General features: G+C 57.8%; 8 protein-coding genes. 5 read left to right on the top strand and 3 right to left on the bottom strand.

Features of this window, described 5'->3' with window-relative positions; genetic code table 11:
• Positions 1-273 precede the first annotated feature (273 nt).
• Both OZX71_RS07720 and OZX71_RS07725 read right to left on the bottom strand, forming a co-directional pair.
• On the bottom strand, positions 274-5736 hold the full coding sequence (locus tag OZX71_RS07720) for an LPXTG cell wall anchor domain-containing protein (RefSeq protein ID WP_277159901.1): 5463 nt from the start codon (positions 5734-5736) through the stop codon (positions 274-276).
• A gap of 117 nt (positions 5737-5853) precedes the next feature.
• The gene (locus tag OZX71_RS07725; RefSeq protein WP_277159902.1) at positions 5854-6891 is read right to left on the bottom strand and encodes a hypothetical protein; all 1038 of its coding nucleotides are present in this window, start codon (positions 6889-6891) and stop codon (positions 5854-5856) included.
• A 324-nt stretch (positions 6892-7215) separates the two neighbouring features.
• Here OZX71_RS07725 and OZX71_RS07730 point away from each other — a divergent pair, with 324 nt between their 5' ends.
• The 3 genes from OZX71_RS07730 (at position 7216) to OZX71_RS07740 (ending at position 10769) form a co-directional block, all read left to right on the top strand.
• Entirely contained in the window at positions 7216-9402 is a 2187-nt protein-coding gene (locus OZX71_RS07730; RefSeq protein WP_277159903.1) for an alpha-1,4-glucan--maltose-1-phosphate maltosyltransferase, read from the top strand.
• Positions 9403-9547: 145 nt separating this feature from the next.
• Entirely contained in the window at positions 9548-10042 is a 495-nt protein-coding gene (locus OZX71_RS07735) for an inorganic diphosphatase (protein WP_277159904.1), read from the top strand.
• 157 nt (positions 10043-10199) lie between these two features.
• On the top strand, positions 10200-10769 hold the full coding sequence (locus OZX71_RS07740) for a manganese efflux pump MntP family protein (protein ID WP_277159905.1): 570 nt from the start codon (positions 10200-10202) through the stop codon (positions 10767-10769).
• Between the two features lie 223 nt (positions 10770-10992).
• Here OZX71_RS07740 and OZX71_RS07745 read toward each other — a convergent pair whose 3' ends face one another.
• On the bottom strand, positions 10993-11853 hold the full coding sequence (locus OZX71_RS07745; RefSeq protein WP_277146150.1) for a hypothetical protein: 861 nt from the start codon (positions 11851-11853) through the stop codon (positions 10993-10995).
• A gap of 312 nt (positions 11854-12165) precedes the next feature.
• On the opposite strand from OZX71_RS07745, the gene OZX71_RS07750 reads away from it, so the two are divergent.
• Both OZX71_RS07750 and nth read left to right on the top strand, forming a co-directional pair.
• The gene (locus OZX71_RS07750) at positions 12166-12945 is read left to right on the top strand and encodes a response regulator transcription factor (protein ID WP_277146149.1); all 780 of its coding nucleotides are present in this window, start codon (positions 12166-12168) and stop codon (positions 12943-12945) included.
• A gap of 306 nt (positions 12946-13251) precedes the next feature.
• Positions 13252-13920, top strand: a complete 669-nt coding sequence (nth, locus tag OZX71_RS07755; RefSeq protein WP_277159906.1) for an endonuclease III — start codon at positions 13252-13254, stop codon at positions 13918-13920.
• Positions 13921-13944 lie beyond the last annotated feature (24 nt).

The raw sequence follows: 13944 nt of genomic DNA on the forward strand, positions 1-13944 counted from the left end.
ATCCTTGTAATTACTATATTTTATACAAGTTTATGACATACAGTTACAACCAGTGACAAAACTATGTTACAACCCAGAGGTCTTAGGTTCAAATCCTAACCCCGCTACCAATAAGCCCGGAATCTCAAGGATTCCGGGCTTTGACATTTCCGATTTTTCTTGAGTTCAGAGACTTATCCGAATAGTTGCGGATTCAACAGGCCTGAGGATACGGTATCCGGGGCTTCCATTTTTTCTAGGGAGACCCCGGAAACAGACGATATCGAGGCCATGTCACCGATGCCGCGGGCTGTAGCGGTTTCGAGACAAGCTCATGAACACCAGAGCTCCGAAGAGGAACACGCCAGCCAACAGCAGCACCAGCATGACGGATGTGCCGGTAGCCACCAACGGCTTTTCTCTCTTGCCGTTCCAATCGTCGAGGTTGGAAGCGACCGGCTGCATCTTGCTCATGGTCCGCCCTTCGATGTTGACAGTCTCGAGTTGGGCACCGTTACCTGAATCCGGACACGAGGCAACGGGACCGTCAGTCTTTTGCTCCGGAAGCATCCCGGAAGCGCTGGAAGTGCCAGAGTCCGGGCCATCAACCTGACCGTCACCGGTCTGTGCACCATTCTGATTGTCACCAGCCCCGGGAGTCGAAGACGCAGAGCCCCCAACACTATGGCCTGCATCCCCGTTGCCGTTACCATCTGCCCAGGGATTCGTATCTACGCTCTCATAGGCGATAAGAGGAATCCCCGTGACCTTGGCGCGGTCCATGTGACTAGCCGTGACGTCTTTCAGCGTGCCGACCACATCGACATGATCCCCGGGCTTCAGCACCAGTTTCGACCATCCGGCCGGATATTTGAAACCGGTCACCGCGCCATCGCCGGCGAGGGTGGTATCGCTGATTTTCAGGTCGCTGGCCTTGAACAGCGCCCCATGCCCGCCTTCATCGTCGCTGGTGTTGGTGATGGTGAAGACGATTTCGGTGTCACCTTCGATGTTGAGCGCATCATCCGGATCGTCACGGTCGCCCTTCGACCAGCCGCTCGGCTTGTCCCATTTCTCGATATGCAGCGAAGGGATCAGGTCAGGCGTGCGGGTCCAGACGGTGTTCGACTCGTTCGTCCTCCCGTTGAGGGTCTCGACGAACGTGTTGTCGTGATGCTCGGTCGGCTTTATCCTTTCAACCTGAATGTAGGCCCGCCAGCCCTGCTCGTGCGCACCGTCACGAGAGACAAGCCGGCGGTAGAACTCGGTTGCGGCGACGGTGATCCGCATCCCTGAACCGTTGCCTTCGGCACCATCAACGCCGTTTGCGCTATCGATGCCGTCAGCGCCAACGCGCGCAGAGATGCCTCCGTCATCGGCTACGAGAGTAAAGAGATCGTCACCGAATCTGCCGATCGCGTCGAACCCGTTGCCGGCAATTCTGTCGCCTCGATGAGCAATCACCTTGCCATCTGCGCCTCGCAAATCATGCGTGGCATATACGGCCCACTGGCCGGTGTATCGGTCGTAGTTCGGGTCGAGGTCATCGACGATATTCCATTCATCGACTTTCGGATAGGCCCGATTCGCCGGCAGCACGGAACTGTCCAACTGGTAAAGGAACGCGCTGTTCTTATATACGTTGGAGCCGTTCACGGATTCGCCGCCGACCTGAACGACCACGTCTTTGCCCGGGTTGATCGGCTTGAGCGGGTTGCTCACCTCATTGGTCTCCTTGCGTACCGTGTTTTCGATCTGGACGGCTTTGTTTTTCACCACATAACCGTCGCTGACTTTTTGGACCGTGTACGGCAACGCAATATGATAGTGCTGGCCGAGCAAGGTCTGGTCGATCGCGGGATCGGCAAGCGGGTCATGCTCGTCGTTTGCCGCATACGCCTTGAGGTCTTGGGGCTGCGGATCTCCCTTCACTGTCTGTGCAGAAGCGGCTATGAACGTGTCGACCTGACGCGCGAAAGCGTAAAGCACGCCGTCGTGAATGTCGATATTGAATTTCCTGGTATAGTCGCGGCCATCATCGCCCGTCACGGCAATGCCCGTGGGGTCGACCTTGAGGTATTCCTCATCGAAGTCGTCGACGATACCGAGCTTCCATACGTTGTAGGCCTGCCCGACCTGCGTGGCGTCCAGATCGATGACGTAGCTGCCGCTATCACCCAGAAGCAACGTCTTTCCGTCGATGGAGACGGTGGAGTCACCTTGCTTCGAGCTCTGGAAATCATGCTTGGAAGGATTCAGCTCGGGAGGGATATTGAACACCTCATTGCTCGGCGTCAGGGAGTTGTTCAACGTAAGCATCCACTGGTTGCCTACCTTGTGATCACCCGGAGCATCGGCTGAGACAGTACCTTCGAATCGCAACTGCAAACGTGGTGTGCCTCCGGCCTGCCACAGGGAGATAAGTGCCGTATCAGTGATGACAACGGCTACCTCGTGCTCGGCGTCGTTCCACTTGGTCACGTATTTCGACTTGGGAATCATACGTCCGCTGTTGAGATTCATGAGTTCCAGCGTCTGTTTGTCAGGCGTTAAATACTCGTCATAACGATCCGTGAGCACGATGGTCTTCACCGGATAAGCCAAAGAAGGAAGACGCGGCTGGGTGTCCAGATCGTATTCGACCTTCTGGCCCGGATAGACGACCTTGCCATCCACCGACCCCTGGTCCCCGCCTTGCGAGGCCTCGCTGACCACGTCCTTTTTCACGGGTGGAACATAACCGTAGATCTTCGGCAGGTTGGTCTCCTTGCCTTGGCGGTTGACGAGAATCGAACCCTTGTTCAGCAGATCCGTTCCGCCGGGATCGGTTCCAAAAGCAAGCTCCTCACCGGTGCCTTTGCCGAAATCCTCACGGACTTTCGCGGCACCCTTCCCGTTGGCATAGTTGGCGAGGAACGGAACAAACATAGTGATCTGCACAGCGCCGACATGGCGCGAAAGATAGGCAAGCCAATCGGACCTGGCCTTGGCGGTAATCCTCGTCCCTTCTTGCGAAATGTTGAATTCCTTGGTGACATCCGAACCCGCAATGGTATTGATGGCGTCGACGCTCGACTGGCTGCTCGAGGCAGCAGGCGCCATATACACGCGCACCTTGGAAATCGCCTGCGGGTCGACGAGATAGTCGGCTTTTGCGTAGTCGTCGGTCAGCGAAAGCTTGCTGATGCCGTATTCCAGCACACTGGGGTCGCTGATCGGAAGATTGATTACCGCCCCCAGCTGGTCGCCATCGAGGAACGTGAGGTTGTCTGCCCCGGTCGCGTCGCTTTTGTTCGGATCGATCACCAACTTCCATTTGCCGGTTTCGTCGAGCCGCACCCAGCTTTTGTCGGGATTCGGGCTCCACACATGCACCTGTGGCGTGTTCGTCGCGGCCGTTTTGCCGTTCCATTGCTCGCTGCCTTTGTTGACGATCGTGGCCGTGGTATGCGCGTCCACGTCTTTGAGCATCGTTCCGTTCAGCACCAGCTTCACCTTGCGGTCTTTAAGCTGTTTGCCGCTGCCGCTCAGTATCGCCGGTTTGGCCTCGGCCGTGGTGACATGATCGCTGACCCCAATGCTGAAATCGTCGCTGCGATCGACACCATCGACATAGACCTTGGCTTTGCCGGCCGGAAAATCAACGTATTGTGCCGCCTGCGACCAATCATCGCTCAGGACATATCGGTCAAGGTCTCGGGCGAGATTCTTGGGCAAAGTCCCGTTGACGACCACTACTGCATTGTCTCCTGTCACGTAGGTTTTATTGTCGGCAGCCACATTGTTGGCATGCGTCTTATCGGCGGTATTCAACGCCCCCTGCGTGTCCTTGACCCATGCCTTGTCAGGGTTGGGGCTACGCACGAGCACTGGCGGCGTATTCGTATCGACTCCCTGGCCGTTGAATTGCTCTTCGCCGGAATTGGTCATCGACACCGCGTCCGTGGCCGTCGTCTCCAACTTGAACGTGCCGTCAAGTACCAGTTTGACCACACGGTCATTGGCTTGGTGAGCGCTACCGGCGAGAATCGAGCGTTTGGCGCTGGCCGTTGTCACAGAACCGGTCGTAGTGATGTCGAAATCTCCGGTACGGTCGACACCGTCCACATAGACCTTGGCTTTTTCGTTGGGGAAGTCGACATAGCGCGATGCACCCGACCAGTCGTCGCTCAACGAATACTGTGAAAGGTCTTCTACCAAGTCTTTGGGCAACGTACCATTGACCACGCTGGAGACCCTGTCGCCCGGTACAAAGGTTCTGCCGTCCGCGCCCACCTGATTGGTATGGCCTGGATCCGATACATCAAGGGATTCATTGGGATTAGTGGTCCATGCCTTGTCAGGATCCGGATCGCGCGTCGGAAACTGAAAATGCGCGGTTTCGACAAAAGGATTCCGGTTCCACGACACCTCAGCGAGGTCTCCGACCACAGTGGTGGTCGGATTGTGCACCGTCACTTTGAAGGTGAATCTGAAAATATGGTTGAGCGGCAGTTCGCCCAAACTCGGGGAACGATCGGCCGTTACGACATTCGCAAGCCGGTCCCAATTCATCGCGAATTGACTTGACACATCCGACCCATCACTGGCATCGGTGACCTCCATATCGGAAACGTCATAATCGACACCGTTGGGCGTAATCGAATCCTTGAAATGCATCTCATAGCCGCCACGCCCGGTATCGGATTCGATTGTGGTCGTATTGGCCATGTCATTGACGCTGGTTCCTTTCTGCACCTTCTTTGTCGGTGCCGGAGGAGCCAGCGAAGAGACGTCCCACTGCTCGGCGGAATCGCCAGACCCCTCGTGCGAAGCGGCTGCGCTCATCTTGCCTTGTTTGCTGACATCCACATCGAACCAGTATCGGCCTTCCTGCCAATGCGTCATCGATAGGTCAGAGGGCGAGAACGAAGGCGAGGGGGAATCGCCGTTGTTGTGGATTCCACCGGTCTTCGTCGATTGGCCGGCTGGAACATACCCGTCGGGCTGACCCTCGTAATGCAAGGTCACATCCGCATTTACATCCTCTTTAATTGGCGAATTATTGTTGCTGGCGTGAATCGTATCCCGTGCCGCATTCTTGGCGCCGACGGCCATACCGGTCGGTGCCCGTTCCGAGGTAGACAGCGACAGATCATAGGTCGGAATCATCGGCTCGAATCTATTGAGCATGATCACTACAATCGACACGTCATCCGAAGCGTACTTGTCCACTATGGAATTCACCGACGTATCAGGCTGATCGGCAAAGGGAGTCGAAGTGTTATACGCAACGCCACCATTACTGTAAGTTCCGCCGGAAACCTGAGTAGCCCAGTTATCGGTCCATACGCTTTTGGGGTTGTGGACCTGCCCGCTAAACTCTTTGCTCAGGCCGGTCATGGTGCCCACTCCGACTACGCGACAGTCCCCGTCACCCTTCCCGGGATGTGCTTCGTGGAACCGGTTGGCGCAATTGGTATTCGCCTCATCCAATGCCTGATGGGCCACATCGGTGCCGATGCCCATCGTCACACCTGACTGTTTGAACGCTGCGGTGATGGATGACATGTCATGCCCGCCGAAACCACCATCGTCGTTGTCCTTGTAGGCCCATTGCTGGGAGACAGCCATGCTTCCCCCGCCGCCGCCACCGGCCGACCCACCGTCACCGCCCGCATAGGCGGTGCCAGGAAGCAACGTCGCCAAAGCCATGGCACCGGACAATGCGCAGGCCAGGAATTTTCCAACCTTGGATTGCTTTCTTTGCATCCTCATATAGCCCTCCGCTATCATTGAGGAAGAGGACGGTTTGCCCTCTTCCAACTATTGGAGCCGCTGGCCCTGTTCCGATCCGCCAAGAAAGAGACGGGGACGGCGGCACAATCTTATTTATCAGCCAATAGGACAAAACTTATTGGGATCAGTACATATAGGCTTCGGCGGGTGCTCTGCAAGATATTTTTGATATGCATCCCATGCACCTTCATTCGGATAGTGTTTCGGCGACGCTAGCGCAGACGAGCCACCACCAGCCGCTTGCCCCTGCCGGTTTCGTTCTTGTTGCTGCGCCGCCCGAGCCTGAGCCGCCGCAGCAGCCGCAGCAGCCTGCGCATCGGCCTCTGCCTTCGCCTGCACGCTCGCGTTGACCCCATTGACCGCATCGTCCAACGCCTGTGAAGTCTGTTGCAAATCGGCGACCTTGCCCTTGTGACTGCCAAGCAACCCGTTCGCCGCGTCAATCCGCTGCGAAAGCGCCGTACGCGTCGCATCGTCGGCCACGTTGCCCGCCGATGAATCCAACAGCTGCTTCGCCTGCCCGACTTTCGCGCTCAATAAGTCCTGAGTATCCTTCAAAACTTTTATGTCTCTGCTGACCAATACCGCCTTCGCCGACTTTTCAACATTGGCGCGGGCTTTCTCCATCGACTTCAGTAATGCAGCAGCCTTGCTTTTCTGCCCTTGAGCCGCCACGCGTGAAGTTGCGTCGCAAGCGGGCACTCCCTCACGCACCAAACCAGCCAGCTTCTTTTGGCTGCCCTGCAGCGCTTCCCAAGTCTTGGCGTCGGCGACATCCTTCTTGCCCACTTTCCCGGCCTCTATCGCGTCCTTGCCAAGAGACGTACCTGCAAGATGCCGAATCTGCCCCGCTTGTTGCCGACAGCCCGAAAGCGCTTCATCCTTGACATGCCTGCTCCATACCATCCCGCCAACGACAACGGCGACCACGACAACGGCCAACGCAACCACCACCATCCACACCACACGCCTCTTCCAAAACGGCGATCTGCCCTCAGCCGCAACAACGTCATGCTCGTTGGGGGCCTCACCCGCTCGCGGCGAGGCAGTATGACTGCTGGGCCCGGCAGGAGGCGGCACATCCTTCTCACCTCGTTCGTCGGCAGTCTGTTCCGATTTCGCTTCGTCATTCATCGTTTTCTCACTTTCCCGTTCACAACCTGATATCGCTATGGTTGCATAATTCTTCAGATTTCCGTGCCGATTTCAGGCACTGTGGTCGAATGATCGGGGTCTCGGCGTGTTGTGGATAACTTAGTTTTCACTATCCACATTTCGCCGTTTTCAGGTCATCCTCGACCAAGTTGCCCACATGGTTATCAACTATTTTGCAATACAAGAAAATAGTTATACACAAATTTTATCATTCCGTCTAAAAACGCCAAAAGCCACCAAACGTGCCTTTACAATGAGACATACAAAACAATTCAGCGACGCGAAAATAAGGCGGGAATAATTATGGCAGCCAACACCACAAACCAGGAATTCAAGGAACCGGCCACACCCAGCATTCCCATTGCCGCACCTCACCAATTCGGACGAATCGTCATCATGTCGGTCACACCGTGCGAACAGCGCGGAATCTTCCCGGCTCGCATCGAACTGGGCGAAGCATTCACCGTGACGGCGCAAATCTTCATCGAAGGCCGGAGCCATACCGGAGCCACCGCGGTTCTGCGCGACCCGCACGGCGAGGTCAGGCAACGCGTCGCCATGACCTGCACCAATCCAGGCCTCGATTTATGGAAAGCCGAACTCGCCGCCGGCATTCCCAGCGACCTCAAACCATGGAACAAGGACTTCGGCAAAGTCCGGCAACAGCTTGGCGAGTGGACGGTCGTGCTCGAAGGCTGGGAGGATGCGTACGCCTCCTGGCTGGCCGACGCGCGCATCAAGGTCGACGTCGACGATGACGCCGAAAACGCCTTGATTTCAGGCTCCCAGCTTCTCGCACGCTGGTCGGAGAATACTGATTGCAACCTCGACGACGCCCAGCGCAACGCCTTGCAAAAAGCCGCCCAACTGCTTGCCGACGATTCCTTGGATATCAAGGAGCGGCTTGCCGCTGCCGACAATCCGGCCATCTCGGCCCTTCACCACTCGAATCCGTTGCGGGATGGACTCAGCGCGAGCGCCCCGCAACGTTTCAGGGTCGAACGCCCCGGATCGAGCTTCACCGCGTGGTACCAGTTCTTCCCGCGCTCCGAAGGCGCGAACCGCGACCCGCAAACCGGCGAAATCACTCAGGGGACGCTGAAAACCGCATTGTCCGGGCTCGACCGCGCCAAGGCCGAAGGTTTCGATGTGGTCTATCTGCCGCCGATTTTCCCCATCGGCGTCACCAACCGCAAAGGCCGCAACAACGCCTTGGTGGCGGGACCGGACGATCCGGGCTCGCCGTTCGGCATCGGTTCGTCGCTCGGCGGTCATGATACGGTCGACCCGCTGCTCGGCACGATGGACGATTTCAAGACGTTCTGCACCCACGCGCACAAGCTCGGACTCGAGATCGCGCTGGACTTCGCGCTGCAATGTTCGCCGGACCATCCGTGGGTTCGTGAGCATCCGAACTGGTTCCGCCACAAGCCGGACGGCACCATCGCGTTCGCCGAGAACCCGCCGAAGAAATACCAGGACATCTACCCCATCGATTTCAACATCGACATGCCCGGCATCGAGCGCGAGACCGAGCGCATCATGAATCTATGGGTCGAAGCGGGCGTCACCATGTTCCGCATCGACAACCCGCACACAAAGCCGGTGCGTTTCTGGCAGGATGTCATCGAGGCGGTGCAGCGCAAGCACCCCGAAATCCTCTTCCTTGCCGAAGCCTTCACCCGCCCGGCGATCATGCGGGCGCTGAGTCTGGCCGGTTTCACCCAGTCGCACAGTTACTTCCCCTGGCGCAACACCAAGGACGAAGTGAGCGAATACCTGCAGACCACCAACAGCGACGAGGCCTACTACCAGCACAACACGTTCTGGCCCACCACGCCCGACATCCTCACCGACTATCTGCGCGACAACGGACCGGTTGGTCATAAGGTCCGCGCTGTCCTAGCCGCAATGGGCTCGCCTTCCTGGGGCATCTACAACGGCTACGAGCTGGTGGAGAACCGGCAGCAGGAAGGCCACGAAGAGCAAGCCGACAACGAGAAATACGAAATCAAGGTGCGCGATTGGAGCGAGGCCGATAAATATGGTATCGCTACGCTGCTCACCGACCTCAACCGCATCCGCCGCGCGCACCCTGCCTGCCGCAGCTATCACGATGTGACCATGCTCTGGACCAGCGACCCAAACGTCGTCGCCTTCGCCCGCCATATCCCGCCGATGACAACCGGTTTGGCGGATAAGCAGAACAGCGACGAGACCAGCAGCGCAAACGACGGAGCCGAAAACGCAACTCTTGCGGCCCTTGGCGACACCCTCATCGCCGTGGTCAACCTCGATGGCAAGGCCGCCCACACCTCGGAGGTGAACTTCGACCCGGCACTGCTCGGCCTGCCCCGTGATCATACCTTCGACGTCCACGACGAACTCGGCGGCGGCAGTTTCACCTGGTCGAGCAACAACAAGATCACCCTCGATCCCGCCGAGCGCCCGGCCTATATTTTCAGCGTCACCGAAAACAAGCAGGAATGAAGACCCAACCGGAATAGGCCAAACCCAGCCCATCCACCGGCAGTCAAAAGCAAAATAAAACCGATAACCGCATCGGCGAGTATCTGCGCTAGACTTGAGTTCGGCAACAAACACTACGTTCAACAGACGTTCAAAAGGAGCAAACATGGCAGAGACATTCAACGTTCTCGTCGAGATCCCGCGTGGATCGAAGAACAAGTACGAAGTGGACCAGGAGACCGGCCGCATCACGCTCGACCGCACCCTCTTCACCTCCTTCGGCTATCCGGACGACTACGGCTACATCGAGGGCACCCTGGGCGAAGACGGCGATCCGCTCGACGCCCTGGTGATGATCCCGAACTCCGTGTTCCCCGGCTGCGTCATCGAGTGCCGCGCCGTCGGCCTCTACCACATGGAAGACGAAGAGGGCGGCGACGACAAGGTGCTGTGCGTGCCCGCCGACGTGCGTTTCGACGACATCAAGGACATCGACGACGTCAACGAGTACCACAAGGCCGAAATCAAGCACTTCTTCGAGCAGTACAAGGCCCTGGAGCCCGGCAAGGAAGTCAAGCCCGGCGATTACTGGACCAACGTGGCCGAGGCCGAGAAGCAGATCAAGGCTTCCCGCGAGCGCCTCGCCGCCTCCCAGAAGTGAACGTTTTCACTTGCTGACACGTCTCCTGCGGTGAAGTGATTCGCCACAGAGGATCTCGTCTTGATGGAGGTGCCGGAATTCGAATGCGTATTCCGGCACCTTCTTTTCATATACCAGCCATATACCAGCCAATTCCCACTTCTCTAAGGCAGAGGCCATGCTTATCGAAATCCTGCTTATCGCGGTGTCCGTCTCCATGGACGCCTTCGCCATCGCCATCGGCAAGGGATTAGCCACCAAACACGTCAGGCCGGTCAACGCACTCAAAACCGCACTGTGGTTCGGCGGCTTTCAAGCACTCTTCCCCATTCTTGGCTATTTCTTCGCCTCATTATTCGGCCGTTATGTCGAGGCGGTCGACCACTGGATCATCTTCGGATTGCTCGTGCTAATCGGCGGCAACATGATCCGCGAGGCTTTCGGCGAGCCTGAGGAGGATGCCAAGGAAACCGCGCAATTCGACTGGCGACACATGGCACCGCTGGCCGTGGCATGCAGCATCGACGCCTTTGCAGTCGGCGTGAGCTTCCAGTTCATGCCACTCAACATCTGGGCTGCCGCCGCCATCATCGGCGTCATCACGGGAGCCTTCTCCATCGCCGGCCTCTACCTCGGCCACACCATCGGCGTGCGCTGGCAGCAGACCGCCCAAATCGTCGGCGGCATCATCCTCATTCTCATCGGCCTAAAAACCCTGCTGGAGCACCTCGGCATCATCGCCTGGTAGAGACAGCCAGTCACGTTGTCACGAGAAGCGACAAAGGCATTCGCAAGATCGGGCTACCACACTAACACGCGCATCCAAACGTATACAAAACGCACATTATTCACAGACTCGGCAAAAATGTGCATTTTACGCCAGCTAAAACGCACTTTATTCACAGATGCGGTAAGAATATGCGTATTAGACCAGTTAAAACGCACTTTTTACGCAGACAGATAGCAACCTCTCAGCCAACGAAAACGAGCAGCGCGACCAGAGCAAGGAACACGACGAAGCCGCCGTACATCACCGGCATCAATCCCAGAGAATACAGCGCATAACTGCGGAAATTACGCACATCCTTCCCATTGCCGGCCTCGAGCTTGAAGCGCGGCAAGGGACTTCCGGAGGCACGATAATCCTTCGCCCACCTGGTCGAGGCCCATGACAACGCAGCCAGCAGAGCCACGGCGATCACCACGACAATCGCGACCACATACGGCTTGCAGGCACCCAACGTGCCGACGCCGAAATAGCGCAGCAGAGCCGGAGCGAACACCCAGCCCGAAGCCCCCGCCATCGCGACGTCGAACATCAGTCCGCGCGAAAGGGAAAGCACCATATTCGTGCGCTCACGACGCAGCATCTGATGCAGGAAACCGAGGATGACGAACGCCGCCAGCACAATCAGCAATGCGCCCGCCCAGAGCGTACACCAATGCAGCAATTCGCTGCCCGACATCGCGTCGAAACGTGCGGATACGTGGCGGCGCAGCCTACGCGGCCCTGTCATACCAGCGGTTTTCGGCAGCGCCTCCGTCAATGATGTCTCGGTGCCGTATATCATGCCGAATCCGCCGAAAGCTCCCACCAAAGCGTCAAAAACGCTGGTGTGCAACGGCCAGGAAACCCCTACGAAAATCGCCAGCGCCCCGGCAACCGCCGTAAAGATGGCCACTTCCATCCGGCCTTCGACAAAGCACGCTGCAATCAACAGAACAGCAATGACCACATACGCGCCGACCTCAAGCGCCACCATTCCCCTGGTGGAACCTATCGAAAGAGAATGCCTCTTATCATTGCCGTCGCCATTCGCCGCAGCAGCCATCCGTAACCCCGTTCCGTCTCGTATCGCTCGCTTTTCATGCCACCAGGCACGAATACCGTCATACAAAAACCTCGCGGCCAAACCGTTGAACGCTGCCAAAACGCGGAACTCCGGCGTAACAATGCCGAAACCAACAAGGTTTTCTATAAGAAATATGGTAGCCGCCAGTGTCCACAACCAACAGGTACAATGGTGACAATCGCATAAACCCCAATGACGTCGTACACTCGATGTCGATTTATGCTTGGGACCGTCCGAGCGAAACGGCAAAGCCGGCAGTCAAGCGGGGATGCGCCTGGGAGGGAGGGCTCGATGACCGATCTGACATTGATGACGATGGCCCCCAATCCCGCGAGCGTTCTGCCAAGTCTCGCCCTGCTTTCCTACCGCGTGCGAGTCCTGCCGATGGATGCCGCGAGCCTGGTGAAGCTTCCCGAAAACACCATTCTGTTCCTCGATGCGCGCGACGATCTGGCCAACGCCAAGACGCTGTGCAATCTCATCCACGCATCCGGTCTTTCCATTCCGATTATTCCTATTATTACGGAAGGTGGTTTTACCGCCATCAACATCCAGTGGGGCGTGGCCGACGTCGTAGTGAGCAACGCCTCCCCCGCCGAGGTGGAAGGCCGGCTTCGGCTGGTCTGCGAGCGCGGTCAGGCTGCTCCCGCCACCGCCCGCACGTCTGTGGAACGCGACAATTACAGCGACGACGGGCAGATTCGTTCCGGCGATCTGGTGGTGGACACCAAGGGTTACACGGCGACGCTCAACGGCGAACCGGTGAATCTGGCCTATAAGGAATTCGAACTGCTGAAATATCTCGTCGCGCATCCGCATCGCGTCTTCACTCGCGCCCAGCTGCTGCAGGAGGTGTGGGGCTACGACTATTACGGCGGCACACGCACGGTCGATGTCCACGTCCGCCGCCTGCGCGCCAAACTCGGCGGCGAGTACGAGCATATGATCGGCACCGTGCGCAACGTCGGTTATCGTTTCGATCCGCCGGACGACGATGACAATAACCATGACGTCTCCGATGGCCACGCACCAGCTCCAGGCACTTCAGGCACCGATACCGACAACGACTGACGTAAACGCGCAAGCAGGCACATCCGAAACGTCATTCAGGATTACGGCTTAATTACGGATAAACTCCGTCTAAACCCTGTCCAAATCACGGCTCAACTCCGGCTCGCACCATACGCATCACACACGACATAAATAGGCCTCTGAACCAATCTCAGCGATACAAAATGGCGGAACCTCAACGTTGCGCTAGAATCGAGCCTGACGTTACACCAGATTTGAGCCACCTAACAAACACCGGCAGCGCAAAAATTGCACAATTCACCATCAGCATCACGTGCGGTATCCCAGCCATCTATAATCGCTGCTATGCCAAAGGAAACGAAGAAACAACGCCTCGAGCGCATGCACGGCGAATACGAGATCCTGCGCGAGCTCATCCCCGAACCCGCGTGCGCATTACATTTCAAGACGCCGTTCCAGCTGTTGGTCGCCACCGTCCTAAGCGCCCAGACCACCGACGTGCGCGTCAACAGCGTCACCCCCACGCTGTTCAAGGATTACGGCACGCCGGAGCGGCTCGCGGCGGCCAACCCGGAAGTCATCGAAGACATCATCCACCCGGTCGGTTTCTACCACGCCAAAGCCGACCACATCATCACCCTTTCCGGCCAGCTGATGGACCGTTACGACGGCGTCGTGCCTCAGAAGATGGAGGAACTGACCAAACTGGCGGGAGTCGGCCGCAAAACGGCGAACGTCGTGCTGGGCAACGCCTTCGGCATCCCCGGCTTCCCCGTCGACACCCACGTCATGCGCCTGACCGGCCGCCTGCGCTGGCGCACCGACTGGCGCAGCACACACCCCGATCCGGTGAAGATCGAAAAGGAGATCACCGGTTATTTCGCACCGGAGGAATGGACGAACCTTTCGCATCGTCTCATCCTCTTCGGCCGTTCGACCTGCCACGCGCGCAAGCCGGCGTGCGCCGACTGCCCGCTCAACGACACCTGCCCTTCCGCAGGGCTGTTCGGTTGACGGGCTGTTCGGTTGAGCGTATCG

Source organism: Bifidobacterium sp. ESL0764, from assembly GCF_029395515.1.
GTDB lineage: Bacteria > Actinomycetota > Actinomycetes > Actinomycetales > Bifidobacteriaceae > Bifidobacterium.

Bases quoted from the DNA above. Each gene is read 5' to 3' on its own strand.
- OZX71_RS07730 (WP_277159903.1), top strand. From the start codon at position 7,216: ATGGCAGCCAACACCACAAACCAGGAATTCAAGGAACCGGCCACACCC.
- OZX71_RS07725 (WP_277159902.1), bottom strand. From the start codon at position 6,891: ATGAATGACGAAGCGAAATCGGAACAGACTGCCGACGAACGAGGTGAG.
- OZX71_RS07720 (WP_277159901.1), bottom strand. From the start codon at position 5,736: ATGAGGATGCAAAGAAAGCAATCCAAGGTTGGAAAATTCCTGGCCTGC.
- nth (WP_277159906.1), top strand. From the start codon at position 13,252: ATGCCAAAGGAAACGAAGAAACAACGCCTCGAGCGCATGCACGGCGAA.
- OZX71_RS07740 (WP_277159905.1), top strand. From the start codon at position 10,200: ATGCTTATCGAAATCCTGCTTATCGCGGTGTCCGTCTCCATGGACGCC.
- OZX71_RS07750 (WP_277146149.1), top strand. From the start codon at position 12,166: ATGACCGATCTGACATTGATGACGATGGCCCCCAATCCCGCGAGCGTT.
- OZX71_RS07745 (WP_277146150.1), bottom strand. From the start codon at position 11,853: ATGGCTGCTGCGGCGAATGGCGACGGCAATGATAAGAGGCATTCTCTT.
- OZX71_RS07735 (WP_277159904.1), top strand. From the start codon at position 9,548: ATGGCAGAGACATTCAACGTTCTCGTCGAGATCCCGCGTGGATCGAAG.